General features: G+C 35.4%; 32 protein-coding genes and 1 pseudogene. 21 read left to right on the plus strand and 12 right to left on the minus strand.

Translation table 11 applies throughout. The features are described 5' to 3' along the window. The first annotated feature begins 174 nt into the window (after positions 1–174). Entirely contained in the window at positions 175–1,161 is a 987-nt protein-coding gene (locus AC1Q8L_RS09395) for a class I SAM-dependent methyltransferase (protein ID WP_000084363.1), read from the plus strand. A gap of 299 nt (positions 1,162–1,460) precedes the next feature. After that, complete coding sequence (gene ackA / locus AC1Q8L_RS09400; protein ID WP_000034575.1) at positions 1,461–2,654, plus strand: acetate kinase; 1,194 nt, start codon at positions 1,461–1,463, stop codon at positions 2,652–2,654. A gap of 23 nt (positions 2,655–2,677) precedes the next feature. Here ackA and AC1Q8L_RS09405 read toward each other — a convergent pair whose 3' ends face one another. Then, on the minus strand, positions 2,678–3,112 hold the full coding sequence (locus AC1Q8L_RS09405) for an NUDIX hydrolase (RefSeq protein WP_000283498.1): 435 nt from the start codon (positions 3,110–3,112) through the stop codon (positions 2,678–2,680). 70 nt (positions 3,113–3,182) lie between these two features. Beyond that, positions 3,183–3,818 carry a DUF1796 family putative cysteine peptidase gene (locus tag AC1Q8L_RS09410; protein WP_001054296.1) on the minus strand — a complete coding sequence of 212 codons (636 nt, stop codon included), beginning with the start codon at positions 3,816–3,818 and terminating at the stop codon, positions 3,183–3,185. A gap of 137 nt (positions 3,819–3,955) precedes the next feature. Between AC1Q8L_RS09410 and AC1Q8L_RS09415 the strand changes: the two genes are divergently transcribed. Further along, the gene (locus tag AC1Q8L_RS09415) at positions 3,956–4,789 is read left to right on the plus strand and encodes an EcsC family protein (protein WP_001256853.1); all 834 of its coding nucleotides are present in this window, start codon (positions 3,956–3,958) and stop codon (positions 4,787–4,789) included. 33 nt (positions 4,790–4,822) lie between these two features. Here the strand turns inward: AC1Q8L_RS09415 and AC1Q8L_RS09420 are convergent, their stop codons facing one another. After that, positions 4,823–5,485, minus strand: a complete 663-nt coding sequence (locus tag AC1Q8L_RS09420; RefSeq protein ID WP_001244515.1) for a YitT family protein — start codon at positions 5,483–5,485, stop codon at positions 4,823–4,825. Positions 5,486–6,339: 854 nt separating this feature from the next. Between AC1Q8L_RS09420 and AC1Q8L_RS09425 the strand changes: the two genes are divergently transcribed. Then, entirely contained in the window at positions 6,340–6,534 is a 195-nt protein-coding gene (locus AC1Q8L_RS09425) for a hypothetical protein (RefSeq protein ID WP_000910278.1), read from the plus strand. Positions 6,535–6,562: 28 nt separating this feature from the next. On the opposite strand, the gene AC1Q8L_RS09430 is transcribed toward AC1Q8L_RS09425, so the two are convergent. After that, the gene (locus tag AC1Q8L_RS09430) at positions 6,563–6,880 is read right to left on the minus strand and encodes a hypothetical protein (protein ID WP_000417220.1); all 318 of its coding nucleotides are present in this window, start codon (positions 6,878–6,880) and stop codon (positions 6,563–6,565) included. 166 nt (positions 6,881–7,046) lie between these two features. Between AC1Q8L_RS09430 and AC1Q8L_RS09435 the strand changes: the two genes are divergently transcribed. Both AC1Q8L_RS09435 and argH read left to right on the plus strand, forming a co-directional pair. Continuing rightward, positions 7,047–8,252 carry an argininosuccinate synthase gene (locus AC1Q8L_RS09435; protein ID WP_000412336.1) on the plus strand — a complete coding sequence of 402 codons (1,206 nt, stop codon included), beginning with the start codon at positions 7,047–7,049 and terminating at the stop codon, positions 8,250–8,252. Beyond that, positions 8,249–9,637 carry an argininosuccinate lyase gene (gene argH, locus AC1Q8L_RS09440; RefSeq protein ID WP_000041261.1) on the plus strand — a complete coding sequence of 463 codons (1,389 nt, stop codon included), beginning with the start codon at positions 8,249–8,251 and terminating at the stop codon, positions 9,635–9,637. The genes AC1Q8L_RS09435 and argH overlap by 4 nt, the downstream gene beginning before the upstream one ends. Before the next feature lie 72 nt (positions 9,638–9,709). Here the strand turns inward: argH and AC1Q8L_RS09445 are convergent, their stop codons facing one another. After that, the gene (locus AC1Q8L_RS09445; protein ID WP_000342760.1) at positions 9,710–9,889 is read right to left on the minus strand and encodes a hypothetical protein; all 180 of its coding nucleotides are present in this window, start codon (positions 9,887–9,889) and stop codon (positions 9,710–9,712) included. A 95-nt stretch (positions 9,890–9,984) separates the two neighbouring features. Between AC1Q8L_RS09445 and AC1Q8L_RS09450 the strand changes: the two genes are divergently transcribed. Next, positions 9,985–10,680 (plus strand): hypothetical protein, encoded by a 696-nt coding sequence (locus AC1Q8L_RS09450; RefSeq protein WP_001252888.1) that lies wholly within the window; start codon positions 9,985–9,987, stop codon positions 10,678–10,680. Between the two features lie 41 nt (positions 10,681–10,721). On the opposite strand, the gene AC1Q8L_RS09455 is transcribed toward AC1Q8L_RS09450, so the two are convergent. Next, entirely contained in the window at positions 10,722–11,180 is a 459-nt protein-coding gene (locus AC1Q8L_RS09455) for a universal stress protein (protein WP_001066672.1), read from the minus strand. 147 nt (positions 11,181–11,327) lie between these two features. Here AC1Q8L_RS09455 and AC1Q8L_RS09460 point away from each other — a divergent pair, with 147 nt between their 5' ends. The 8 genes and pseudogenes from AC1Q8L_RS09460 to AC1Q8L_RS09495 all read left to right on the plus strand — a co-directional run bounded on the left by AC1Q8L_RS09460 (position 11,328) and on the right by AC1Q8L_RS09495 (position 16,157). Beyond that, positions 11,328–12,119: an SDR family oxidoreductase gene (locus AC1Q8L_RS09460; protein ID WP_002024902.1), complete on the plus strand. Its 792-nt coding sequence runs from the start codon at positions 11,328–11,330 to the stop codon at positions 12,117–12,119. Positions 12,120–12,332: 213 nt separating this feature from the next. Continuing rightward, positions 12,333–13,466 carry an alanine dehydrogenase gene (gene ald, locus AC1Q8L_RS09465; protein WP_001219401.1) on the plus strand — a complete coding sequence of 378 codons (1,134 nt, stop codon included), beginning with the start codon at positions 12,333–12,335 and terminating at the stop codon, positions 13,464–13,466. Between the two features lie 141 nt (positions 13,467–13,607). Beyond that, positions 13,608–14,009, plus strand: coding sequence for a hypothetical protein (locus tag AC1Q8L_RS09470; protein WP_000534959.1), 402 nt, complete (start codon positions 13,608–13,610; stop codon positions 14,007–14,009). Between the two features lie 44 nt (positions 14,010–14,053). Next, positions 14,054–14,386, plus strand: a complete 333-nt coding sequence (locus AC1Q8L_RS09475) for a cupin domain-containing protein (protein WP_000450930.1) — start codon at positions 14,054–14,056, stop codon at positions 14,384–14,386. Next, positions 14,383–15,171: a GNAT family N-acetyltransferase gene (locus tag AC1Q8L_RS09480; RefSeq protein ID WP_000736479.1), complete on the plus strand. Its 789-nt coding sequence runs from the start codon at positions 14,383–14,385 to the stop codon at positions 15,169–15,171. Before AC1Q8L_RS09475 ends, AC1Q8L_RS09480 begins: the two co-directional genes overlap by 4 nt. Positions 15,172–15,173: 2 nt before the next feature. Next, positions 15,174–15,518, plus strand: a complete 345-nt coding sequence (locus AC1Q8L_RS09485) for a DUF6176 family protein (RefSeq protein WP_001100204.1) — start codon at positions 15,174–15,176, stop codon at positions 15,516–15,518. Positions 15,519–15,746: 228 nt separating this feature from the next. Beyond that, positions 15,747–15,887 (plus strand): annotated as a pseudogene (locus AC1Q8L_RS09490) (anti sigma factor C-terminal domain-containing protein); the annotation flags it as partial. 63 nt (positions 15,888–15,950) lie between these two features. Further along, positions 15,951–16,157, plus strand: a complete 207-nt coding sequence (locus AC1Q8L_RS09495; protein ID WP_001248905.1) for a hypothetical protein — start codon at positions 15,951–15,953, stop codon at positions 16,155–16,157. A gap of 13 nt (positions 16,158–16,170) precedes the next feature. Here AC1Q8L_RS09495 and AC1Q8L_RS09500 read toward each other — a convergent pair whose 3' ends face one another. Further along, positions 16,171–16,998: a DUF2785 domain-containing protein gene (locus AC1Q8L_RS09500; RefSeq protein WP_000941489.1), complete on the minus strand. Its 828-nt coding sequence runs from the start codon at positions 16,996–16,998 to the stop codon at positions 16,171–16,173. A 94-nt stretch (positions 16,999–17,092) separates the two neighbouring features. Here AC1Q8L_RS09500 and AC1Q8L_RS09505 point away from each other — a divergent pair, with 94 nt between their 5' ends. Continuing rightward, entirely contained in the window at positions 17,093–17,467 is a 375-nt protein-coding gene (locus AC1Q8L_RS09505) for a hypothetical protein (RefSeq protein ID WP_000816700.1), read from the plus strand. A 20-nt stretch (positions 17,468–17,487) separates the two neighbouring features. Continuing rightward, positions 17,488–17,853: a DUF3221 domain-containing protein gene (locus AC1Q8L_RS09510; protein WP_001079430.1), complete on the plus strand. Its 366-nt coding sequence runs from the start codon at positions 17,488–17,490 to the stop codon at positions 17,851–17,853. A 29-nt stretch (positions 17,854–17,882) separates the two neighbouring features. Here AC1Q8L_RS09510 and pepQ read toward each other — a convergent pair whose 3' ends face one another. Further along, entirely contained in the window at positions 17,883–18,980 is a 1,098-nt protein-coding gene (gene pepQ / locus AC1Q8L_RS09515; RefSeq protein ID WP_492339430.1) for a Xaa-Pro dipeptidase, read from the minus strand. 149 nt (positions 18,981–19,129) lie between these two features. On the opposite strand from pepQ, the gene AC1Q8L_RS09520 reads away from it, so the two are divergent. Beyond that, positions 19,130–19,813, plus strand: coding sequence for a metal-dependent hydrolase (locus AC1Q8L_RS09520; protein WP_000868922.1), 684 nt, complete (start codon positions 19,130–19,132; stop codon positions 19,811–19,813). Positions 19,814–19,852: 39 nt separating this feature from the next. Here AC1Q8L_RS09520 and AC1Q8L_RS09525 read toward each other — a convergent pair whose 3' ends face one another. Continuing rightward, positions 19,853–20,014: a hypothetical protein gene (locus tag AC1Q8L_RS09525; RefSeq protein WP_000976017.1), complete on the minus strand. Its 162-nt coding sequence runs from the start codon at positions 20,012–20,014 to the stop codon at positions 19,853–19,855. Positions 20,015–20,258: 244 nt separating this feature from the next. On the opposite strand from AC1Q8L_RS09525, the gene AC1Q8L_RS09530 reads away from it, so the two are divergent. Further along, positions 20,259–21,572 (plus strand): CBS domain-containing protein, encoded by a 1,314-nt coding sequence (locus tag AC1Q8L_RS09530; protein WP_000201579.1) that lies wholly within the window; start codon positions 20,259–20,261, stop codon positions 21,570–21,572. Between the two features lie 209 nt (positions 21,573–21,781). Next, complete coding sequence (locus AC1Q8L_RS09535; protein WP_000093046.1) at positions 21,782–22,045, plus strand: DUF3949 domain-containing protein; 264 nt, start codon at positions 21,782–21,784, stop codon at positions 22,043–22,045. A gap of 7 nt (positions 22,046–22,052) precedes the next feature. Here AC1Q8L_RS09535 and AC1Q8L_RS09540 read toward each other — a convergent pair whose 3' ends face one another. Continuing rightward, positions 22,053–22,358, minus strand: coding sequence for a YtpI family protein (locus AC1Q8L_RS09540; RefSeq protein WP_001144756.1), 306 nt, complete (start codon positions 22,356–22,358; stop codon positions 22,053–22,055). 158 nt (positions 22,359–22,516) lie between these two features. Here AC1Q8L_RS09540 and AC1Q8L_RS09545 point away from each other — a divergent pair, with 158 nt between their 5' ends. Further along, on the plus strand, positions 22,517–23,449 hold the full coding sequence (locus AC1Q8L_RS09545; protein WP_000545129.1) for a DHH family phosphoesterase: 933 nt from the start codon (positions 22,517–22,519) through the stop codon (positions 23,447–23,449). 51 nt (positions 23,450–23,500) lie between these two features. Here AC1Q8L_RS09545 and ytrI read toward each other — a convergent pair whose 3' ends face one another. Next, positions 23,501–24,004, minus strand: coding sequence for a sporulation membrane protein YtrI (ytrI, locus tag AC1Q8L_RS09550; protein ID WP_001265736.1), 504 nt, complete (start codon positions 24,002–24,004; stop codon positions 23,501–23,503). After that, positions 24,001–24,414 (minus strand): YtrH family sporulation protein, encoded by a 414-nt coding sequence (locus tag AC1Q8L_RS09555; protein ID WP_002005839.1) that lies wholly within the window; start codon positions 24,412–24,414, stop codon positions 24,001–24,003. Before AC1Q8L_RS09555 ends, ytrI begins: the two co-directional genes overlap by 4 nt. Positions 24,415–24,419: the final 5 nt, after the last annotated feature.

Genomic DNA, 24,419 nt, shown 5'->3' on the forward strand with positions numbered 1-24,419 from the left:
GAGGTCGTTTTTTCTCATATATCGCTGCGTAACGGTGCCGATATATGAGAAAAAACGTTATATCATATATAACTTGAGAGGGAGCTCTTTACAGGAGGTCGCTTTTTCTTTTTGGAAAAAATCACTTTGTGGTATGATATAAGTTATGTGTAAAAGAGAGAAGGAGGAATGTACGTGAGTCAGACAGTGGAAACATTATTTTCTATTTTTGATTCTTCTGCGGTAGTTTTACGTAAAGAATTAGATGTGACATATTTAGAGGCGCTTGTAGAAACAGGTGATAACTTGTTTGAGGGAGCGATTTTACAAGAGGAATTATCCGAATCGGCAATTGAAAGGCTGAATCGTGAATATAGTACGTTTAATGAAGAAACATATAAAGGTGAAGAAATTCGTAAAGCATTTCAGTTAGCCATCTTAAAAGGAATGAAAGAAGGCGTACAAGCGAATCATGAAATGACGCCTGATGCAGTTGGGATGTTCATGAGTTACTTATTCCATAAATTTATGCAAGGTCAAAATGAAATTACAGTTTTAGATCCTGCAATTGGAACAGGAAATTTAATGACTACAGTGTTTAATAGCGCCAAAGAAGGACTAACAATGAGTGGATTTGGTGTAGAAGTGGATGAAGTGCTAATTAAACTTGCTTTAGTAAATGCAAATTTACAAAAGCATGCAATCGAATTCTTCCATCAAGATGGACTAGCACCACTTTATATCGATCCAGTTGATGCAGTCGTTTCAGACTTACCGATTGGTTACTATCCAAACGAAATCGGTGCCAGTGAATATAAATTAAAAGCAGATGAAGGAATGTCGTATGCTCATCACTTATTTATTGAACAAAGTGTGAAACATACGAAAGAGGGCGGGTACTTATTCTTCTTAGTACCAAACTTCATTTTTGAAAGTGACCAGGCACCAAAATTACATGCATTTATTAAAGAAACATGCTTTATTCAAGGGTTATTACAGCTTCCTGTTTCCATGTTTAAAAACGAGAAAAATGCAAAAAGTATATTTGTTCTCCAAAAGAAAGGCGCTAATGTAACAATGCCAAAACAGGCGTTATTAGTGGAGTTGCCTAAATTCTCTAACATGAAGGCGATGGAGAACATTATGGATCAATTAAATACTTGGTTTGCAACACATAAATAAAGCTGGGTGTATGTAACAGCATTAGTGATTCATGTAGTACAGTTTTATATAATATGTCATATTTTTAAATATATACTAGATTTAACTGAATTTTTTTGAAATCTGTAATATATATTTTTTCTTGGTGTTACAATTTTTTCACTTGAAATATATGTCGGACGATGTTTAAATTAAAATCGTGAGTATAAAATTTGCTAATGATGAAACGTTTTCATATTTGGTGAATTTGATCAGATAAAATCGAGCGGTTTGTGGAAACATCCACACAACTACCAAGAGAAAAAGGGGCGAAAGACTAGATGTCAAAAATCATCGCGATTAACGCAGGAAGCTCTTCCTTAAAATTCCAATTATTTGAAATGCCAAGTGAAACAGTATTAACAAAAGGTTTAGTAGAACGTATCGGTTTAGAAGATAGTATCTTCACTATTACTGTAGATGGCGAAAAACAAAAAGAAATTACAAACATTCCAGATCACGCAGTAGCAGTTAATATGCTTCTTAAAAAATTAACTGAAAACGGAATCGTTAAATCTCTAGATGAGATTGGCGGTATCGGTCACCGTGTTGTTCACGGCGGCGAAAAATTTGCTGACTCTGTTTTAATTACTGATGAAGTATTAGCTGATATCGAAGAATTAAGCGATTTAGCACCACTTCATAACCCAGCAAACGTTGTTGGTATTAAAGCATTCCAAGAAGTATTACCAAACGTACCAGCAGTAGCAGTATTCGATACAGCATTCCACCAAACAATGCCAGAATCTGCATTCCTATACAGCTTACCATATGAGTACTATGAAAAATTCGGCATCCGTAAATACGGTTTCCACGGAACTTCTCATAAATATGTAACTGAGCGTGCGGCTGAATTATTAGGTCGTCCAATTGAAAGCTTAAGCTTACTTTCTTGTCACTTAGGTAACGGTGCAAGTATCGCAGCAGTAGAAGGCGGTAAATCTATCGATACTTCTATGGGCTTCACTCCACTTGCTGGTGTAACAATGGGTACACGTTCTGGTAACCTTGACCCTGCGTTAATTCCATACATCATGGAAAAAACAGGCCAAACAGTAGAAGAAGTAGTTAACGTATTAAACAAGAAGAGTGGTATGTTAGGTCTTACTGGTTACTCTAGTGACCTACGTGACATCATTGCGAAAGAAGAAGAAGGCGACCACCGTGCGAAAGTAGCACTTGATGTATTCGTAAGCCGTATCCACAAATACATCGGTTCTTACACTGCTCGTATGAAAGGTGTAGACGCAATCATCTTCACAGCTGGTGTAGGTGAGAACAGTGCGATTATTCGTGAGCGCGTATTAGAAGGCCTTGAGTACATGGGCGTATACTTTGATGCAAAACGTAATAACGTATTCGGTGAAGAAGCATTCATCAGCTTCCCACACTCTCCAGTAAAAATTATCGTAATTCCAACTGACGAAGAAGTTATGATTGCTCGTGACGTACTACGTCTTGGAGATATTGGTTAATATATGAAAAGAAAGACGAGATCCTATAGGATTTCGTCTTTTTTCTTTTGGATATATTTTAAAACTCCATCCGGATATAATATTTTTTCTTTCTGAATGAATGCCGTAATAGGAATCCATTTCGCATACGCTACTGTTTCCTCATCTTGTATATTTAATATTTTCATTTCATATAGTGACGTGTCTAATAAACGCAAAGAATATAGTTGAATAATTTCATGACCAATGCCCCCATCTAGATGAAAGACATTTTCTAAACAACCTAAATAATTGATGATTTCTATCTCCGTATGAAGCTCTTTTGTAAACTCCCGAATAACAGTATGTGCTGATTTTTCACCAAGTTCAATGGAACCGCCAAGAGGACGATAATATGTTTCGCCTTCTGTATGATATTCTTGTACGAGAAGGCGATCTTGATGTACAGCAAGACCGAAAGCTTTTGCACGTGGATACATATAGAATCACTCCTTATTTGTTTCGTATAAGGACGATTATAATGTATGGTGTGATAAAAGTATCGTGTATTTAAGTGTGTGGTCTAACTGTAATTCCATCAAATAAGTCTTTCCAAAATGCTTCATTGTATTGGTATACATCCATAATAGGACATTTCATAACGCAAGTACGTTGTAATCCCCAATCTTCTTGGGTGATAGTTGGTATATCGGCAGGAATTAGTAATAGGACAGAGAATGTATGTGTAACGATTTGAGATAAAATTTGTTCTAGGGAACATGCTTCTTCATATGTTCCTCCAGTTCGAATAAACAATATGGATTCTGCCGTTTCAATTGTAGTTAGAAAACGATTAATTCGATGTTCATAGTTTAACTTAATTTCTGTATAAGAAGGCCAATAATTTGGTGTGTTTACATCTGTTTTAAAGTCATGACAGGAGTCAATTTCATAAAGGTTGTCCCTTAATCTTAATTTGGCATCATCATCCCAAAATGAGATGAAGGATAGATTTTCGAAATTTAAAAAACGGTCAAATCGATTTTGTAATAATAAATTTACTTTCGTTAATGAAGGACTTAGCATAAAATCAATAACGCCAAAAAATGGTGATAATTCTAATTGATATAATGCCCAAGCAGGCCAACAGTTTTGTCCTAAGCTGAATACTGCGTTATAGTTTTGTTTTAGATTGGATAGATTCATGTGAAGTATCTCATCCTTTTTGCTATTATTTTATGTCACTCATAAAGGGTATGTGAAAAGAGATATACAAGCATATTTGTAAAGAATAAGCAGAAATATGTTACAATAGAAAAAAATCGAACGAGGTGGTTGTTACGATGCGATCGAAGCGAGAACAAGCCATTTTAGACAATATAAAAGAATGGGAAGCGCAATTAGTTGAGCAAGAAGCGACCGATTTTCAAAAAGTGTTTGATAAATGGTTACATACTACAGTTGCGAAATTACCTGAGAAAAAGCGAAAAGAATTCTTCACGAAAGCAGATGGATGGCTCTTTCATTTGCATGCATTTATTCAAAGTTCACAAGCACAGTTAGACGCACGTAATCGGATTTTAGGAACATCGAGATTATTTGATGAATCGATTGAACAGCTTGAAGATTTGAAAGCATTATCTATTGATCAGTTAACATACATAGCAGAGCAGCAAACAGCACGTCATCGTCTATATTCATTTGTGCAAGGCGGGGCGACAGGTGCTGGAGGTTTATTATTATTAACGGCGGATTTTCCGGTTATGATCGCGTTAAATGTGAAGGCAGTCCAACTTATTGCAACATCATTTGGACATGATGTGAACAAGCCATACGAAATGATGCTTGCGTTAAAGGTGTTTCACGCGTCATTACTACCAGGAAGACTTCAGCAATACGCATGGTACAATTTATTGCAAGAGCTGGAACAAGAAGATTCGTTCTTTTATGAAGGAGACGAAGCAGTGTTACAAACAGCTTCTACTGAAGTTGTGTTAAAACAAATTTTGAAGACATTTTCGATTTATGCTCTTCGTCGTAAATTATTCCAAGGTATTCCGGTAATTGGAATGGCAATTGGATCTACAGTGAATTATCGTTTAACAAGAAACGTTACTGAATTTGCAAATAGATTTTATCAAGTGCGCCATATAGTCGAGAAAGAAAAAAGAGCATAAAAAAAAAGCGAGAGGCCGAAGCCTTTCGCTTTTTTAATTTGTTGCATGTTTTTTGGACATTGGAACAGATACTGGCTGCTTTTCTGCTGTTTTTTCTGTTTTTGGATAATAAATTAAATCCAATGTTTTTGCCTGTACGGCAATCGAAAGAATAGTAAAAGCAATTTCTGTCCAATTTAAATAATATAATGAAAGCGCAAGAACAATCGCGTCAAAGACGAAGAAAATTTGCCCAATTGTAAAACGAGTTCGTTTACTTAATACAATTGTTAAAATATCGTCTCCACCGGTTGCACCGCCAAATCGCAATATAAAACCGAGTCCAATACCAGCTAACGCACCGCCAACTACTGCAGCTATAAATAAGTTATTAGATAAATCTACCGTAAATGGAGAATAATTTTCCATAAAGGAATAAAATACTCCGAATGAAATTGAACCTAAGAATGAATAGCCAACCATTTTTCTACCTAAAAATGAAGCACACAGTAAAATAATTGGGATATCCATTAATACAGTTGAAATAGATGGTGAAATATCATAAAAGTTTTGAATGAATAGTGCAATTCCTACAAAGCCACCTTCTGTTAAGTGGTTTTGGAAGTGAATGTGATATAGCGCTGCTGCTAAAATAAATGAACCGATTAAAACCATAAAAATTTCTTTAATAATTTGCCGACTTTGGATGTTCCTCATCGTTATTCCTTCTTTCCGTAGTTAGTAGTCCTTTTTGTGTTGTAAACTAACTACGAGCTCACATGTAGCTTTCAGTTAGTTTACGAAAAAACTAACTACGCTATATGTCGCTGAAGAAATAACGAATAATCCTCTCGTCCATCAATTCTCCCTACCTTCGTTTTAGTTTAAGTCTTAAAACGACTAAACAAAACGTGGAGTAGGATTCGTCATTTAGCAATCCTGCTCTTCTTTGTTTTGTTTAGTTAGTAACAATTAAGTCCTAAACAAAACGCTATGTGTAAGAAGAGTCTTTTTTTTGCCAAATTATCCTTCGGGCAATCATAATTTCCCCACTCTCGTATTTTTTTCGCTAGACTAAAGTATCTGAGCTAAAAAATACGCTACGTGTATGATTCGTCAATACGATGCCACATGCTCCTTCGAGCGATCATGATATCAAAATCCCTTCCTTCAAGATTTATACTATTATATCATACTTTTAAAAAATGTATGCGGATGGAAACCGACAATAAACGGAGGGAATCTACAAAAAATGTTATGTTTAAATATTTTTGTAGAAAAGCCTAAGTTATTTCGGAGGATTGGACAGTTTGTAACGGTTTGTCCAATAAGTAAGAAAAAAAGGGTTTTATTCAGTTGTATTCTTTTCATCACTTTTATCTTTAAAAAACGCATCCCAACTAATCACACTTAAAAAAGTTAAAGCGATAATAACGAAAGCACGCATAAGCTTTAGACCTCCTTTTGTACATAGTATATGAATCATTCGATTCGGAATGTGTCATTTTTTTACAAGTCTTAACTATTATGAGAGTATATTAATATAGATAGATGAAGGGGAGAGTGAAGATATGTTAAAAGATATGTTCAAAAGAAAAGAATTAATATGCGTTTCATGTCAGAAAAAAATTCAATATGAAGAAGAGCTTGTTGCTTTTGTAAAGTTGCCGAAAGAAAGAAGTATATTAGTTGGTCCATTCGATGTATGTTTGGCGAAAACAGCACAAGAAATATATTGTAAATCATGTTACGACAAAAAAGCATGACCCAAAGTAATTGAGGGGCATGCTTTTTTCATTGGTGTGCTTTCCCCTCAGATACATTTTGAGTGAGGCGATACCAAAGCCAAAGGTCATTAATGATAGAAGCAAGATCGGCAATTTCTGAATTTAGTTTACAAGAAACTTCGAAGTCTTCTTCGTTATTTAAATAATGTTGTTTTGTATTAATATAGTACTCAAGTTCTTTTATACGATCAGGAATTTTCCCGCGAACTTGTTCCCATTTTAGTAAAATAGCATGTTGCATTTTTTCGGGGATTTCTTCCCAGTCTTCTTGTAAATGTGGAATTTCAATTCCTAGATGTTCATCGTATAAGAAATACTTTTCCATAAGTTCACCCCCGTTTTCCTGCTTATATTGTACAGAAAAACAGAAAGAAGTTCGACGAAATTGTTTGAAAAAATTTGAAAATGACTCTTGATACATTTTGTGAAAGGTGGTAAAGTGTGAATTATTATAAAAGAAAATGAATATTTATTCTTTAGGGGGATGCAAAATGGAGAAGAAAAAAGTTGTATTAGCATATTCCGGAGGTCTTGATACTTCCGTTGCAATTAAATGGTTACAAGAGAAGAATTATGATATTATCGCGCTTTGTTTAGACTTAGGGGAAGGGAAAGACTTAGGGTTTGTGAAAGAAAAGGCGCTTTCAGTTGGTGCAATTAAATCATATATGGTGGATGTCCAAGAAGAATTTGCGAATGAATATGCATTGATGGCGATGCAAGCACACACATTATACGAAGGGAAATACCCTCTTGTCTCTGCATTATCTCGTCCGCTTATTGCGAAGAAATTAGTGGAAATCGCAGAACAAGAAGGCGCAACTGCAGTTGCACACGGATGTACAGGGAAAGGAAATGACCAAGTTCGTTTTGAAGTTTCTATCCAAGCATTAAATCCTTACTTAGAAGTGATTGCGCCTGTACGTGAATGGAAATGGTCACGTGAAGAAGAAATTGCATATGCAAAAGAAAACGATGTACCAATTCCGATTAATTTAGATAGCCCGTTTTCAATCGATCAAAACTTATGGGGACGCAGCAACGAATGTGGAATTTTAGAAGATCCATGGGCAGCGCCGCCAGAAGATGCATATGAGATGACATTGGCATTAGAAGATACACCGAATAAACCAGAGTTTGTAGAAATCGGATTTGAAGCAGGCGTACCGACTACTTTAAATGGTACTGCATATTCACTTTCAGAATTAATTAAAACGTTAAATGCGCTTGCTGGAAAACACGGCGTTGGACGTATTGATCACGTAGAAAATCGTCTTGTCGGTATTAAATCTCGTGAAGTATACGAATGCCCAGCAGCAATGACGTTAATCACTGCGCATAAAGAGTTGGAAGATTTAACACACGTAAAAGAAGTAGCGCATTTTAAACCAGTGATTGAACAGAAAATAACAGAACTTATTTATAATGGTTTATGGTTCTCACCTTTAAAACAAGCGCTTCATGCATTTTTACAAGAAACGCAAAAGAATGTAACAGGTACAGTGCGTGTGAAATTATTTAAAGGTCATGCGATTGTAGAAGGACGTAAATCTGAATACTCTTTATACGATGAAAAATTAGCAACATATACTGCTCAAGATGAATTTAATCATGATGCAGCAGTTGGATTCATTTCATTATTCGGTTTACCGACGAAAGTATACAGCCAAGTGAATCAAAAGAAGGTGGAAGCGTGAGCAAACTTTGGGGCGGACGATTTACGGAAGAAGCGGAAGCGTGGGTTGAAGAGTTTGGAGCATCCATCTCCTTCGATCAACAATTAGTAAATCAAGATATAAACGGGAGTATTGCACACGTAACGATGCTAGCAAAGCAAGGCATCGTTACGAAAGAAGAGGCAGAGAAAATAAAGATAGGTCTTCAATATTTATTAGAAGAAGCGAAACAAAATAAATTACATTTTTCGGTTGAAGCTGAAGATATTCATTTAAATATTGAAAAGATGTTAATTGAAAAAATCGGTGAAGTAGGAGGGAAACTTCATACAGGCCGAAGTCGTAACGATCAAGTGGCGACAGATATGCATTTGTATTTAAAAGAAAAGGTAGAACATATTATAAAAGCTACAAAACAATTGCAAACTGTTCTTGTTCATCAAGCAGAAAATAACATTGAGACAATTATGCCTGGCTATACGCATTTACAGCGTGCCCAGCCGATTTCATTTGCTCATCATATTCTTGCTTACTTTTGGATGTTAGAGCGTGATGTGAATCGTTATGAAGATTCATTAAAGCGTATTAATATCTCCCCATTAGGAGCAGGAGCGCTAGCTGGGACGACATTCCCGATCGACCGAGAATATAGTGCGGAACTTCTTAGGTTTAATGGAATCTATGAAAATAGTTTAGATGCAGTAAGTGATCGTGATTTCATACTGGAGTTTTTAAGTAACTCATCTATGCTTATGATGCACTTATCACGCTTTTGTGAAGAACTTATTTTATGGAGTAGCCAAGAGTTTCAATTTATTGAAATGAGCGATCAATACGCGACAGGAAGCAGCATTATGCCGCAAAAGAAAAATCCGGATATGGCGGAACTAATCCGTGGTAAAACAGGCAGAGTATACGGTAATTTATTCAGTTTACTTACAGTAATGAAAGGATTACCACTCGCTTACAATAAAGACTTACAAGAAGATAAAGAAGGAATGTTTGATACAGTCAAAACAGTAGAAGGATGCCTTCATATTATGGCGGGCATGCTTGAAACGATGACTGTAAACAAAGAAAAAATGGGGCAAGCTGTGACGCAAGATTTCTCCAACGCAACAGAAATTGCCGACTACTTAGCAAACAAAGGACTACCATTCCGTCAAGCTCATGAAATTGTTGGGAAGTTAGTGCTACATTGCACACAAAAAGGAATTTATTTATTAGATGTCCCGCTTGAAACATATCAAGAAATGAGCTCTTTATTTGAAGAAGATTTGTATGAAGTTCTTTCACCATATGCGGCTGTAAAGCGTCGTAACAGTGCTGGTGGGACAGGGTTTGAACAAATCAAAAACGCTTTGGAGAAGGCGAAGGGGTTAGTTGGAGAGTTTGTTAGAAGTTGATTGATTTTATAGGGAAGAAGGTACGCTAATCTTGATGGAGAGAAGCTTACCTTCTTTTTTTATAGCCCAAAATTAATCATACTTATGTCGATCTTCTGTAATTCGAATATACTCAATATCCATCAAATCACGAAGCAATGCACCATTACTTAGTTCAACGCCATGTTTCTCTTTAAAATGAGTGCGAATTGTATCTAGCATTTCAATTTCTTTTCCGTTCACGTCTAAAATAATGCGTTCAGAATCATCCATATAGCATCCTCCTTTTTTACACATATATATTTTGTCCGTCTATTTCTAAAAAATGTATGTTAACGTAATGTTAGGAAATAAGAAAGGGATGAAAAATGAGACGTATTTATTTTATAGGGCTAATCTTGTACACGCTAATTGTATTGCATGTTGCATTCCCAAATATCTTTTCATTTGAGGATTTAGAAACAGTACACGTTGCGATATTTATTTTTGCTCTATTTGTAGTAGATTGCTTTATTTCTATATGGCTTTCGAAAAGAAAAGATATACAAGGCAAAAAAGAAATGGAACGGAAAAAGAGAAAACGTTCATTTTGGATGATGACATACTGTTTGTCTGTAGTGCTTACTGCTGCTTTTTTTAGTGAACATATTCCATTAGAAAGAGTAAATATTGGATTTGGAGCATTCGTATTCGCATACTATTTTTTTATGCACTTTCTTCCTTATATGAAAGAAAAGCGAGGCGAAGGGGAAAATCCGCTTGTAGAAGAAGCGAAAGAACAAGAGCATAAGAGAATAGAAGAAGATATAAAGAAACTTGGAGAACAAAAGTGGTATTTAAAATCAAAAATCATATACGTTCTTTGCTTTATTACGCCACCAATTGGTTATTTGTACGTTTTCTTATTTCGTAAAAAAATGACAGAAGGTGCAAGACGAACGTACTTAACGGTTGCGACGATTATGATGGCATTATGGTCTTTGAAGTTTCTTCCGCCCTATGTGTTGGCAATTACCGTTGTTGTCGTAGCATGTCTTGTGTTTATAGTGAAGTTGATAAAATGAAAAACACCAAGTCTATGTGGACTTGGTGTTTTATCTATAAATTAAAGATCACCTTGCTCCTCATCACCACGAACAACAAGGACATCGCATTTCGCATAGCGAATAATATGTTCAGAGACGCTACCAATTAGGAAACGCTCAACAGCATTTAAACCAGTCGCGCCACACATAATTAAATCTACTTTATGGTTTGGAGCGATTTCTTTTGAAATTTTAGATTTAGGATTACCAAATTCTAATACAGTTTCAATTTTTTCAAGACCAGCTTCAAGAGCAGTTTTTTTGTAGTCTTCTAATAAGTCTTCTGCAAATAGATTTGCACGTTCAGCAATTGCACGGCTATAAGCCTCTACAGCTGAGTACGCTTTTACATCAACGATATGAGCAATTGTTAATGTTGCATTGTTGCGCTTTGCGACTTGGATTGCTTTTTTAAAGGCTTTTTCTGCTTCTTTAGAACCATCCACCGCGATTAAAATATTTGTATATGTATTATTCATAGTAAATTCCTCCCAATCTGTTTTATAACTGTTTACAACTTAATTATAAAACAAATTTTGGTAACGTGCTTGCCAGAAACGTTACAGAATTTTGAAAACTCTGTTTCAATTCATTTTAGTTGTAATTGGAGCGAGAACTTGTTACATATGAAGTATAGCAATTTAAAAGGGGGCAGTTTTGTGAGACATGCGCTCATTACAGCCGGTACGAAAGGTTTAGGAAAGCAAGTAACAGAAAAGTTATTGGCTAAAGGCTATTCAGTAACAGTAACGTATCATAGCGATATCACGGCTATGGAAACGATGAAAGAAACATATAAAGATGTGGAAGAGCGTCTACAATTCGTGCAAGCAGATGTCACGAAAAAGGAAGATTTACATAAAATAGTAGAAGAAGCGATGAGCCGTTTTGGCAAAATTGACTTTTTAATTAATAATGCTGGTCCATATGTATTTGAACGAAAAAAGTTAGTTGATTATGAAGAAGATGAATGGAATGAAATGATTCAGGGAAATTTAACAGCGGTATTTCATTTATTAAAACTTGTTGTTCCGGTCATGAGAAAACAGAACTTTGGCCGTATTATTAATTACGGATTTCAAGGGGCGGATAGTGCACCGGGATGGATTTATCGTTCAGCTTTTGCCGCAGCGAAAGTAGGACTTGTTTCATTAACGAAAACAGTTGCTTATGAAGAAGCGGAGTATGGTATCACTGCGAACATGGTATGTCCTGGTGATATTATTGGCGATATGAAAGAGGCAACTATTCAAGAAGCACGTCAGCTGAAAGAGCATAACACACCGATTGGTAGATCTGGAACAGGTGAAGATATTGCAAGAACCATTTCGTTTTTATGTGAGGACGATTCCGATATGATTACCGGTACAATTATTGAAGTGACTGGTGCAGTGGATGTTATTCATAGACATCGATAGAATAAAATAAGATGAAGTTTCGAATAATTGGACAGTTTATCCATTGTGCTGAGAGGTGCGGATAATACTGTCCTTTAATATAAAATTAAATCTATCGGAAAACTTGTATTATTTTTTGTCAAATATTGAGATATTATGTTAAAATATAAGAGCGTAGAAAGCGCTTTAAAAAATGATTCAGGGGTCATTTCATAACTCAAGGGGGAACTAATCATGCGTATCGGTATTCCAACAGAAATTAAGAACAATGAAAACCGTGTGGCAATGACGCCAGCGGGAGCAGTACATTTAGTACAAAATGGTCACGAAGTTTTTGTTCAAAAAGGAGCAGGTTTAGGATCTGGCTTTACAGATGAAGAATACGTACAAGCTGGTGCGAAACTTGTAGAAACTGCTGAAGAAGCATGGAATCAAGATATGGTTATGAAGGTAAAAGAGCCAGTAGCAAGTGAATACGGCTATTTCCGTGAAGGTTTAATTTTATTCACATACTTACACTTAGCTCCAGAACCAGAATTAACGAAAGCATTAATCGATAACAAAGTTGCATCAATCGCATACGAAACAGTACAATTAGACAATCGTTCTTTACCATTACTTGCACCTATGAGTGAAGTAGCTGGTCGTATGTCTGCACAAATCGGTGCACAATTCCTTGAGAAAAACAAAGGCGGTAAAGGTATTTTACTTGCAGGCGTTCCAGGGGTAAAACGCGGCAAAGTAACAATCATCGGCGGTGGTCAAGCTGGTACAAACGCAGCTAAGATTGCAGTAGGTTTAGGTGCAGATGTAACAATCATTGACTTAAGTGCAGAACGTCTTCGTCAATTAGATGATATTTTCGGTAACCAAGTAAAAACATTAATGTCTAATCCATACAACATTGCAGAAGCTGTTAAAGAATCTGACCTTGTTATTGGAGCAGTATTAATTCCAGGTGCAAAAGCGCCAAAACTTGTAACTGAAGAAATGATTCAATCAATGGAACCAGGTTCTGTCGTTGTAGATATTGCGATTGACCAAGGTGGTATTTTCGAAACAACTGATCGTATTACAACTCATGACAACCCAACTTACGAAAAACATGGCGTTGTTCATTATGCAGTTGCTAATATGCCAGGTGCGGTTCCACGTACGTCAACTCTTGCATTAACAAACGTAACAGTACCATATGCAGTACAAATTGCGAACAAAGGCTATAAAGATGCTTGCCTAGGCAACTCTGCATTATTAAAAGGTATTAACACATTAGATGGATATGTAACATTCGAAGCAGTTGCAGAAGCTCACGGCTTACAATACGCTGATGCGAAAGAGCTACTTGAAAAAGCTCCTGCTTTATCATAATAGAAATACATTTGAGACCTTCCTTTTCATAAGGAGGGTCTTTTTTATATGGGGAAATAACATGTGAATAATTGTTATTTATTGGTGTAAATCGATTTTTATTATGATAATTTAGAATTATATAATAAAAGAGGGGATTCAATGGGGAGTAAAAAAAGGAAGCAAAAGCAAGCTAAAAGACAAAAGTACATAAAGAAAAAACAGAAACAGAACATACCTTTTTCACAAAAAGTAGTCATTATGATAGAAAAAACATTCCGGTATATTTGTATGGCTCTGTATGTAATTTTGTGTATGTATTCATTTGGAGTGTTTTACAGTTTTGGGATAACTCCCAATATTATTGAGAGCATTCTAGAATTTATACTTGTTGTAATAGAATTAGCCTTATTCGTTATACTCTTTGCTACAGTATGGCCTAGTCATGAAAGTAAAAAAGATAGAAAAAGAAGCAAAAAATCTTCATACACTTCAAGCACATCAAGTGGATTCGGTCACTACAGTAGTAGTGATTGTAGTAGCTCAAGTGATGGTGGAGGTTAAGTTAATTTTTCAGAAGAACGACTAACGAAAGGATGGGATGAAATATGGAAACTGTGAACTTAATAGAATTAACAAAAGACATTCAAGATCAACATAAAAACTTCGTCGTTTCAAATATAAACAGTCATTGTTTACGAATCGCTGTATTTACTGGTGAATATGATTGGCACTATCATTCTAATTCGGATGAATTATTTATTGTGCTAGAGGGAGAATTACTTATTGATTTTGAAGATGGAGAAACAGCGGTTTTAAAGCCAAAGGATTCTATTTTAATTCCAGCATGTACGATTCATAGAACGAGAGCATTAAAGAGAACGGTAAATCTTTGTTTTGAACATATAGAGGCTGATACGATTAAAGTGGAGCAATTATGAAAAAATTATCTATAGCCGATTATAGAAAAGTTCTTCCGGTTTTAGAAGGTAATACAAGAACGACGACGTTTGCTTATGCGGTATGTGATCAAATGATAGATGGTGAGGTTTTTATAAACGGGCAATTAACAGCAGGATTAATTATTACAGCTAACGGTATCTATTATTTATTTGGTGATACGGATGATCAAAATTATAACGAAGAGTTATTTTCATATTTAAAAACGGCTATTGAAAAAACAGAGAAGAGATTTACACTGTTCACTTCGAGTGAAGAGTGGGAAATGATGATAGAAGAGCGTTTTAGTAATGTACTTCGGAACATCCCGCGAATGAAATTTCAAAGCGTAACCTTTGAAGAGAGTCAACGAGATTTTAACAAAAATACATATGAAGTGAAGCGTATTGATAGAAGAAATATAGAGCGCAGCAGTGAATTTAAAGAGGAGTACTACAAAGAGTATTGGGGATCAAAAGAAACGTTTTTGAACAGTGGTTTTGGATTTTGTATAGAACAAGATGGGATAATTGTAGCTGAATGTGTCTCAATATTTAGCGGGAATGGTTTTGCTGAAATAGATATTGCAACACATGAAGCGCATCAAGGGAAAGGATTAGCTCAAGCTGTTGCAACAAGGTTCATTGAACATTGCATGCAAAATGACATTATACCGAGCTGGGATTGTTATGTAGACAATATTCCTTCGCGAAAATTAGCTAGTAAATTAAGTTTTTATCATCCAATAGAATATAGTTTGTTTGTACGTAAGAAAACGGGGGAATAAAAATGAATGTAGAATTAACAAGATTTAAAGTTAAGCCTGGTAAGAGTCATCGAGTAGATGAATGGATGCAGCTTCTTAATGACAATTTGAAAGAAGTGCTTTTGACATTAAACGACGAAAAAATGTACGTTGAGACAATTTTCCGGGAAATAAGAGATGGAGAAGAGTACTTATATTGGTATTCTGTGCAAGGAGAAGGTGGTATTTTTGTCGAAAATTCGCATCATGAAATTGATAAAAAGCACTTAGCATTTTGGTATGAATGTATCGATGAAGAAGCACCGTCTATTGATATGAAAACAGAAGTTGTTATGATTCAAGATGTTGTGAAGGAAGCGATGAAATAATAGAATAGTATTTCAGAGAAGCGCATCAAAATGGATGTGCTTTTTATTATGAAACAATTTATAAAAGCTGCATTTGGATGTCTTTAAGTGAAAATAAAGAGGGATACTGAGAATATTTTAGGATAAACTATAAAGTGAAACTTTAATCAGTGTGGGGTTCATCCCCCATCTAACTTCTTGCTTCCGCTGAATTTTGATGTGAGGTCTTACTGCCCGTTAATGCGGGATAAAGAAATAAAAAACACCAAACCAAAAGACTTACCAATATACGGTATAGTCGTAACAGGAAAAACAGAGGATTTACAAAGTTTACAAGGGTCACCGTATATTAAGGCTGCTGTAAGAGGTGTAACAGTTGAGAAATATTGATCACAAGTAATTAATGTGAATAATCAGAAAATTTATGTTATAATATGGGAAAAGGAGGTTTATATGAGGCAAATACATGGAGCAATTTATATTTACATAACAATGTTTTTCGTGGCGATATCCTATGGGTTGGGGCACGTGTATTCGCATCCTATACTAACTTTTTTAAGTGGAGCATGTATGGCGTTTGCGCTTCTTGTCCACCTTTTCTCAGTTTGGATCGTGAAATTTCAATTAAATATTAGTGAAATAGAAGAAGGCACTTTTTGAGTGGCCTTCTTTTTTAATAATATTTTGGAAGCTCTTGTAGCAATTTTTCAATTTCGAATTCGGTTTCTTCACATATAGAAAGTGTGCGTAGTCTGAAAAATAAGCTACGTAAGAAAGATTTTGTATTTCCATATAAAAACTCGTACGCTTCAATAGGTAGTGCTTGTTTTTGGACCAGTAATTGAGCTACTAAGTCACGAAGGGCTAATATGAGTATTTCTTCTTTTAGGCCATTTTGCAGCATTGCGACAATCGGATAAACGAGACGCTCGTCTTCTTCATATTTGTAGTAAATAGAATGGACACAAACTTTGTTTAACAAAGTTTTTAATATCTCTTCGTAATGTAAAGTTTCTAGTTTAGGACTATGAACAAGCGCCTCAAATGTATCGGAAGCATGTGCGATACTATGTGCCCAGCCGTGGTCTTGCACATATCCGCGGAAATCATGTTCATTGTTCATATATAGAATTAATTGATCTTTTACAGTTAAAGTATCATTCTGTGATAAGAAATTATGAGTTGTATCTGCATCTATAATGAGCGCAATTAATAAGGTCGTAAATGCACGAGTAAATACAGCATCTTCATCATCTGAATGAATCTTATACAATAAATATTTTTCACCGATGCTTTCTAATAATAGTTTCTGTAATTGTGTGTGTGAAAGGTAGCGATTTTTGATGAGATGATAAAAAGTAGAGTAGATGAGTTTGTCCCTTAAGTAGCTATCAGTAACACCGATATGTTCAAACATACTGGAACTTAAAGAATCAATATGAAGTGTGTTATCTATGATGTAATTATTATTACGAATTTTTTCTAACTGTTGTTGTAACATATAAACCCCCTGTTTTAGAAAATTCTGTATTTTTATAATATAATAAGAGGAAGAAATAGACAATAAATAAGTGCATTTGAATGGAGGGGGCATTATGAAGAGAGCATTATTCTTTTTTATTAGTATTTTCTTTTTAGGAAGCTGTTCCATTTCGTATGTTAATTTTTCTAGCGAGAGCAAAAGTTGGACTGGACAATATAAAGGGCATATTAAGGATGACAGTGAAGATGGAATGTTTACGTTTCAATATAAGGGTGGGGATGGAAAGACAGAATTTAAAAACTTAGAGATTGCTATTAATGGAGCCTTTAGTACAATGACACAAACGTCAGAAGTTCATAAAGGAGCAAGGGTTGAAATAAAATCTTCTTGTGTAAGTTGTGCACCTCTATCTAAAGATGAACCGATAGAAGTTGTAATTAAATGGGATGATAAGTATGAGGAGAAGATGGTGTTAAATTTGAAATAGCCTAAAGTAAGGAGTTAAAAATGAATAGGCATGTGAAAATTGTTATGTTTTTAAGTGTATTTCTAGTCATATTATCAGCTTGTACTACAAAACAAGTAGAGCAGGTAACGGTAAAAGAAGTCCCTAAAGAAGGGTATATCATATTAAGAAATGACACGGTATTTTTTGCCGATGATAAAACGTTTGAAACAAAAGTAGAGTTGCAAAATTATATAGAACAACAAATGAATAAAGAGCATCCATCGCATATAGTCTTGAGCTTTAAGGACAAAGACGCATATAAACAGTTAAAAACAGGGGATAAAATAAAAGTATGGTTTTCTCAAATACTTGAAAGCTATCCAGCAAGAATGATTGTAGAGAAATTTGAAATAGTAGAGGAATAAAAAAAGGCAGCATTCAAGCTGCCTTTTTATTATTTTACAAATTGTAATTCTTTCGGGAATTTCGTTAAAATTTCTGATCCGTCTTTTGTAATGTAAATGTCATCTTCAATACGAACGCCACCTACGTTTGGTACGTAAATACCAGGTTCAATTGTGAAGACCATACCTTCTTTTAATGGAGACTCGTTACCAGCTTTTACATCTGGATATTCGTGTACGCTAATTCCAAGTCCATGACCAAGTCGGTGCGGGAAGAAGTCTCCGTAACCTGCATCTGCGATAACAGAACGAGCAGCGTTATCGATTGCGCCAAGTGTAACACCTGGTTTACATGCTTCAACTGCTTGTAGTTGTCCAGCAAGTACAGTGTTGTAAATGCGAGTTTGCTCTTCAGAAATCTCACCGAATGCTACTGTACGTGTAATATCAGAGCAATAACCTTCAATGATTACACCTAAATCAAATAGTACGAAATCACCGCGCTTCATTTTGTTTGCGCCAGGAATACCGTGTGGCAGAGCAGAGTTTGCACCCGCTAATACCATCGTATCAAATGACATCTTATGTATGCCTTTTGTTTTTAATTCGTGTTCAATAATTGCTAATACTTCTAGCTCGCTACGGTTTTCTTTAATTGCATTTACACCAACTTCAACAGCGTAGTCCGCCATTTTAGCTGCTTCGCGTAAAATAGAAAGTTCTTTTTCATCTTTAATTAAACGAAGTTCGCGAACTTTCTCCTCAGCTGATTCGAAAGCTGCATTTGGGAATAATTTCGTTAATTCTTCGTAGCGCTCTACGTTTAAATGTTCTTTTTCAATTGCAACTGCATTTGCATTGATGCCACGGTCTTTAATTGCTTTTGCAATCATATCCCATGGTCTGTCAGTATCAGTAAATCCGATAATTTCATGTGCCCAGCCAGCGTTACGTGCTTGACCTTCTTCCATTTTAGGACAAATTAAAATAGGTTCTTTTTCTTGGAATACAAACATACCAAGTAATCTTTCATGCGGTTCACAGTGGAAGTTCGTCATGTAGAAGACGTTCGGTGTAGAAGTTAAGAACGCAGCTTCTACGTTTTTTTCTTTTAGCCATTGCATTAAATTTTCTAATCTAGCATTCATCGATTGGCACCCCCGAGATATTTAATTACAAATATAACTTTAACTCGGAAGAAAGCGTTATGACAAGTAAATAGATGTTAGAAAAGACAGGGAATTGAAAAATCATGTAGAATAAAAAGTGAGAATGTGAATAGGGGAGGAATGTAATAATGAAAGTATCTTATCATGGGCATTCAGTTGTGAAAATTGAGGCGAATGGAAAAGTTATTTTAATTGACCCGTTTTTAACAGGTAATCCGAAAACAGATTTAAAAGCTGAAGATGTAAAAGTGGATGCAATCCTTTTATCGCATGGACACGGTGATCATGTTGGAGATACAGTAGAACTTGCGAAGAAAAATAATGCAGTTGTTGTAGCGCCATTTGAACTAGCAACATTTTTAAGTTGGCAAGGTGTAAATACACATCCGATGCATATTGGTGGTTCACATGAATTTGACTTCGGAAAAGTGAAGTTTACACAAGCATTCCACGGCTCTAGTTATATTGATGAAGCAAATAAGACGATTACATATACAGGTATGCCAGCAGGTATTTTATTTACAGCAGAAGAGAAAACAGTGTACCACGCAGGAGATACTGCACTATTCTCTGATATGAAGTTAATTGGGGAATTAAATAAAGTTGATCTAGCATTTTTACCAATTGGTGATAATTTCACAATGGGACCAGAAGATGCTGTACTAGCGGCAAAATGGATTAATGCGAAAACTGTTGTACCGATGCATTATAATACGTTCCCAGTTATTGAACAAGATCCATATCAATTTGTAGAAAAGCTACAAAATTGTACAGGGAAAGTATTAGAAGCTGGAGAAAGTATTACACTATAGAAAAGAAACCCTTCATTTGAAAAGAAAAGTGAAGGGTTTTTACGTGTGTAGAACAGCTTTTAATGCTTGTATTTGTTTTGGTGATTCTTTTCTTTTGGTACGTGGTTGTTCAGGTGTTTCATTCAATTCCATTGCAACTTTTTTCCCATCTACGAAAGCTAAAAATACAGCACCTACAACCTCTAAAAATTTTTTCATCATGTGTCCGCTCCTTTGTTTTATTTCTTGTCTTCATTGTATAGGGAATCAAGTGGGCGAACTATCGAATGAGATGACAATAGCATTACATTGTTGTAATAGAATGACTGGTGGAATGTAAGAGTCATTTTGTTATAAAAAAAATAGTACAGGTATGCAAAGAGAGAGTGTAACAGTTTTGAAAATATAGTATACTGAAAGTACAACACATGAAGAATTTAGGGAAAAGAAAGTATGGTGAAACCATTTGGCTACCAAGCATAACCAAATTTTAGAACATATTAATAGCCTGCCAGTAGGCCATAAAATTTCTGTAAGACAAATTGCGAAAGATTTGAGTGTAAGTGAAGGGACAGCTTACCGTGCAATTAAAGATGCAGAAAATAAAGGGTATGTTAGTACAATTGAACGTGTCGGAACAATTCGAATTGAACAAAAGAAGAAAGAAAATATCGAAAAACTGACATATGCAGAAGTCGTTAACATTGTCGACGGTCAAGTACTTGGGGGCAGAGAAGGACTACATAAAACATTAAATAAATTCGTAATCGGAGCTATGAAATTAGAAGCGATGATGCGCTATACAGAAGCTGGGAATTTACTCATTATTGGTAACCGTACGAATGCACATCAATTAGCGCTAGAAACTGGAGCCGCTGTATTAATTACGGGTGGATTTGATACGGAAGATCATGTGAAGAAATTAGCAGACGAATTAAAGCTGCCGATTATTTCAAGTAGCTACGATACATTTACGGTCGCAACGTTAATTAACCGTGCAATTTATGATCAACTGATTAAGAAAGAAATTGTACTTGTTGAGGATATTTTAACACCAATTGAAGAAACGTTATATTTAAAGCCACATGATACAGTACAGCAATGGCATGCATATAATGAAGAGACAATGCACGGAAGATATCCAATTGTCGATGAAAATAAAAAAGTGCTAGGAATCGTAACTTCAAAAGACATGATCGGTGTAGCGAAAGAAACACCAATTGATAAAGTAATGACAAAACACCCAATTACAGTGAATGGTAAAATGTCTGTCGCAGCTGCGGCACGTATGATGGTGTGGGAAGGAATTGAATTACTTCCTGTCGTTGAGGAAGGAAATAAACTGCAAGGTATCATTAGCCGTCAAGATGTACTTCAGGCACTGCAAATGATTCAACGTCAGCCACAAGTTGGAGAAACAATTGATGATATTGTAACGAATCAATTTATGACGCCAAAAGAAGCGAAAAATGAGCATCTATATCAATTTTCAGTGACGCCGCAAATGACGAACTCAATCGGAACGTTATCGTACGGTGTATTTGCAACAATTGTGACAGAAGCGACAAATCGCGTCATTCGTGCGCAAAAGAAAAGCGATTTAATTGTTGAAAACTTAACAATTTATTTCGTAAAGCCGGTTCAAATTGATAATGTTGTATCCGTTCATCCGAAAGTATTAGAAATTGGGCGTAAATTTGGTAAGGTTGATGTAGAGGTGCATCATGAGGGCAATGTCGTTGGAAAAGCATTACTTATGGTTCAGTTAATTGATAAATAAAAAGATGGAACAAATCGTTTTGATTTGTTCCATCTTTTTTGTTGTTTTAAATTTGAAAGGCATGATTTTAGATGAGAGTTTTAGTGAAATATGTATGGGGTGGAGTGGAAAAGTAACGCAATAAAAGACAGAATAGTAATTTAATTTGGTTGTATATTGTGTTATGATTATATTGTAAGAAAATGGATTTGTGAAAGGTGGTATACATTATGTCGTCAGCCGTACTCTTTTTTGGTAGTATCGCACTATTTTACTTTCTTGTAATGATACCGATCCAATATTTATATTTACAAGGTTTACATGAAAAAAAGGAAAAGACAGGATTATCTCAGCGAGAGCTATATGAAAAAATGTCTTTTGGAGAAGAACAATTACATTTTCACGTACAAGGTAACCCATTTAATATACCATCTGCGTTTGTCGCATATATGATTTTAAAAGTTAGAGGACGTAAAAAAGCATCACAATTTTGATGCTTTTTTACGTTGTTTCATAGACTTCTGCTTCTTTAACTGCTAATGGTAAGAAATGTTTGTATTGGCGAAATCCATTAAATACACTTGCACTACCAAATAGAACGAATAAGATACCAACGATAATACGAGCGGTTGAAAGTTCTAAAAAGAATTGGTTTATCCCGAAGAATAAGACGAATGAACCGAGTGCCATTGCGGATTTTCCAGAGAGCCAACCTTTCTCCATTGGGCGGTTTGTACGAAAGTATTTTGTTTTGTAGAAGAGATGCAACATAAATGAGACGATAATACAGAAGACTAATACTGGCATAATGAACACTCCCATCGTTTTATGAAAAAATAGTGGAGAAAAAAGAAATATCTAAACTTTCTAACTTTTATTATAAAGCAATTGTTCGCATGTATGAAATACTTTCCGTTATAATGAGAGATAAAGTGAAGAAGTTGATTAAAAAGGAGATTATACATATGCATGAGCAAATTTTAGGAGCAATTAAAGAGTTTGATACAATTATTATTCATCGCCACGTGCGTCCGGATCCAGATGCATTAGGTTCACAGGGTGGCCTTGGTACAATTCTAAAAGAATCGTTTCCAGAGAAAAATATTTATACGGTTGGGTACAATGAACCGTCGTTAGCATACTTACGAGTAATGGATGATATTGAAGATAGTGTATACGAAAATGCGCTTGTTATTGTTTGTGATACTGCGAATCAAGAACGTGTTGACGATCAACGCTATACAAAAGGGAAGATGTTAATTAAAATTGATCATCATCCAAATGAAGATCCATATGGAGATATTACGTGGGTAGATACGACAGCGAGTTCGACAAGTGAAATGATTTATGAGTTTTATAACTATGGAAAAGATAAAGGATTAAAAATAACAAAAGAAGCAGCCCGCCTTATTTTAGCAGGAATTGTTGGAGATACAGGTCGTTTCTTATTCCCAAATACGACAGCAAAAACACTTCGTTACGTAAGTGAGCTTGTTGACATGGGTGTGAAATTCACAGATTTATACAATGAAATGTATAAGACAAAAGAAAAAATTGCTCGTTTAAACGGTTATATTTTACAAAACTTTACGATGGTAGAAGAAGGAGCAGCTTACATTAAATTAACGAAAGAAGTATTAGAAGAATTTGATGTACTTCCTTCTGAAGCATCTGGTGTTGTTGGAGCGCTTGGCAATATTGATGGATTAAAGGCGTGGGTTCTATTTTTAGAGGAAGACGACGTAATTCGTGTTCGTCTTCGTTCAAAAGGACCAGTTATAAACAAATTGGCAATGCAATATAACGGCGGAGGACATCCGATGGCTTCTGGTGCCAAGGCATCTTCTTGGGAAGAAGCGGATCGTCTTTTTGCTGATTTACGTGAGATTTGTAAATAAGGGACTATATGTTAGAACGAAAAGAAGGAGCGGCGCTAAAGCCCTCCTTCTTTATTTTTCCTTTTCTATAGTAATGCTAATTTCAAGCACTGTATCAAAAGATATTGTATCGACTTTAAAACGGTATAGTCGATCGTAATGTTTGTACGTTTTGTTTTCGATTACCTTTTTGAGTAGGTCTTTATTTTTTGCGATACTTTGAATGTTTTTCGTTAAAAGATGCTGGAGATCATTATGGATAGATGTAGTCATATTTTCGAGTGTAAGATTGTCTAAATCGTATTTTTCTCGATTGATAAGTTTTATTTTAATCTCTTGAATGGTTAAGAGCCGTTTATTTTCAGTGTTCAATTTTTCTTGATCTTCGAGAAGGACGTGGAGTTTTGCTTCTTGTTTTTCTATAATTTCTCTTTGTTCTGCTATTTTACTAGCTTGTTCTTCTTGAAAAACACCGTATATGTACAAAAAAATAAACCAGCTCAACACGCCTCCAACAGCAGCACCAGCTAATACTAAGTACCATCTTTTTGCTGTATTGGCACTTGGTACTCTCATACATGTTCCTGCGTTAGCCATTTAATAATAATGAGACCTGTTTGCATACCACCAGTTGCGAAAAAAATAAGGAGAATTTGTTTTACGATATCTTTCATATCTCCGCCAAAGAAACTTCTTTCAAAGCTATAAAAGGTATCGAATGTTCCACCAATTGCTGCAACGAGTGCCCAAATTCTTAAATTTTGGGCGAATTGATTAATGTAAGTTAGAGCTGGTTTTCCGATAAGAAACGCACCAAATCCACCAATTAATGAACCGCCAAGTATAACCCCAAAGGCAATAAAATAACTAATAATAAGCAGAGAGAAAAAAGTATGTTCTCTTACATCCATCGTCATTCCCCTTTCTTCTTCATATATATGGACAAAGTATAAGAAGTATGTTTTGATTTCCGCTTTCCTCATCACCTATA

The organism is Bacillus sp. GW823-FHT06A11 (genome assembly GCF_058795355.1).

Bases quoted from the DNA above. Each gene is read 5' to 3' on its own strand.
- ackA (WP_000034575.1), top strand. From the start codon at position 1,461: ATGTCAAAAATCATCGCGATTAACGCAGGAAGCTCTTCCTTAAAATTC.
- AC1Q8L_RS09405 (WP_000283498.1), bottom strand. From the start codon at position 3,112: ATGTATCCACGTGCAAAAGCTTTCGGTCTTGCTGTACATCAAGATCGC.
- AC1Q8L_RS09410 (WP_001054296.1), bottom strand. From the start codon at position 3,818: ATGAATCTATCCAATCTAAAACAAAACTATAACGCAGTATTCAGCTTA.
- AC1Q8L_RS09415 (WP_001256853.1), top strand. From the start codon at position 3,956: ATGCGATCGAAGCGAGAACAAGCCATTTTAGACAATATAAAAGAATGG.
- AC1Q8L_RS09420 (WP_001244515.1), bottom strand. From the start codon at position 5,485: ATGAGGAACATCCAAAGTCGGCAAATTATTAAAGAAATTTTTATGGTT.
- AC1Q8L_RS09425 (WP_000910278.1), top strand. From the start codon at position 6,340: ATGTTAAAAGATATGTTCAAAAGAAAAGAATTAATATGCGTTTCATGT.
- AC1Q8L_RS09430 (WP_000417220.1), bottom strand. From the start codon at position 6,880: ATGGAAAAGTATTTCTTATACGATGAACATCTAGGAATTGAAATTCCA.
- AC1Q8L_RS09435 (WP_000412336.1), top strand. From the start codon at position 7,047: ATGGAGAAGAAAAAAGTTGTATTAGCATATTCCGGAGGTCTTGATACT.
- AC1Q8L_RS09445 (WP_000342760.1), bottom strand. From the start codon at position 9,889: ATGGATGATTCTGAACGCATTATTTTAGACGTGAACGGAAAAGAAATT.
- AC1Q8L_RS09450 (WP_001252888.1), top strand. From the start codon at position 9,985: ATGAGACGTATTTATTTTATAGGGCTAATCTTGTACACGCTAATTGTA.
- AC1Q8L_RS09455 (WP_001066672.1), bottom strand. From the start codon at position 11,180: ATGAATAATACATATACAAATATTTTAATCGCGGTGGATGGTTCTAAA.
- AC1Q8L_RS09460 (WP_002024902.1), top strand. From the start codon at position 11,328: ATGAAGTATAGCAATTTAAAAGGGGGCAGTTTTGTGAGACATGCGCTC.
- ald (WP_001219401.1), top strand. From the start codon at position 12,333: ATGCGTATCGGTATTCCAACAGAAATTAAGAACAATGAAAACCGTGTG.
- AC1Q8L_RS09470 (WP_000534959.1), top strand. From the start codon at position 13,608: ATGGGGAGTAAAAAAAGGAAGCAAAAGCAAGCTAAAAGACAAAAGTAC.
- AC1Q8L_RS09475 (WP_000450930.1), top strand. From the start codon at position 14,054: ATGGAAACTGTGAACTTAATAGAATTAACAAAAGACATTCAAGATCAA.
- AC1Q8L_RS09480 (WP_000736479.1), top strand. From the start codon at position 14,383: ATGAAAAAATTATCTATAGCCGATTATAGAAAAGTTCTTCCGGTTTTA.
- AC1Q8L_RS09485 (WP_001100204.1), top strand. From the start codon at position 15,174: ATGAATGTAGAATTAACAAGATTTAAAGTTAAGCCTGGTAAGAGTCAT.
- AC1Q8L_RS09495 (WP_001248905.1), top strand. From the start codon at position 15,951: ATGAGGCAAATACATGGAGCAATTTATATTTACATAACAATGTTTTTC.
- AC1Q8L_RS09500 (WP_000941489.1), bottom strand. From the start codon at position 16,998: ATGTTACAACAACAGTTAGAAAAAATTCGTAATAATAATTACATCATA.
- AC1Q8L_RS09505 (WP_000816700.1), top strand. From the start codon at position 17,093: ATGAAGAGAGCATTATTCTTTTTTATTAGTATTTTCTTTTTAGGAAGC.
- AC1Q8L_RS09510 (WP_001079430.1), top strand. From the start codon at position 17,488: ATGAATAGGCATGTGAAAATTGTTATGTTTTTAAGTGTATTTCTAGTC.
- pepQ (WP_492339430.1), bottom strand. From the start codon at position 18,980: ATGAATGCTAGATTAGAAAATTTAATGCAATGGCTAAAAGAAAAAAAC.
- AC1Q8L_RS09520 (WP_000868922.1), top strand. From the start codon at position 19,130: ATGAAAGTATCTTATCATGGGCATTCAGTTGTGAAAATTGAGGCGAAT.
- AC1Q8L_RS09525 (WP_000976017.1), bottom strand. From the start codon at position 20,014: ATGATGAAAAAATTTTTAGAGGTTGTAGGTGCTGTATTTTTAGCTTTC.
- AC1Q8L_RS09535 (WP_000093046.1), top strand. From the start codon at position 21,782: ATGTCGTCAGCCGTACTCTTTTTTGGTAGTATCGCACTATTTTACTTT.
- AC1Q8L_RS09540 (WP_001144756.1), bottom strand. From the start codon at position 22,358: ATGCCAGTATTAGTCTTCTGTATTATCGTCTCATTTATGTTGCATCTC.
- AC1Q8L_RS09545 (WP_000545129.1), top strand. From the start codon at position 22,517: ATGCATGAGCAAATTTTAGGAGCAATTAAAGAGTTTGATACAATTATT.
- ytrI (WP_001265736.1), bottom strand. From the start codon at position 24,004: ATGAGAGTACCAAGTGCCAATACAGCAAAAAGATGGTACTTAGTATTA.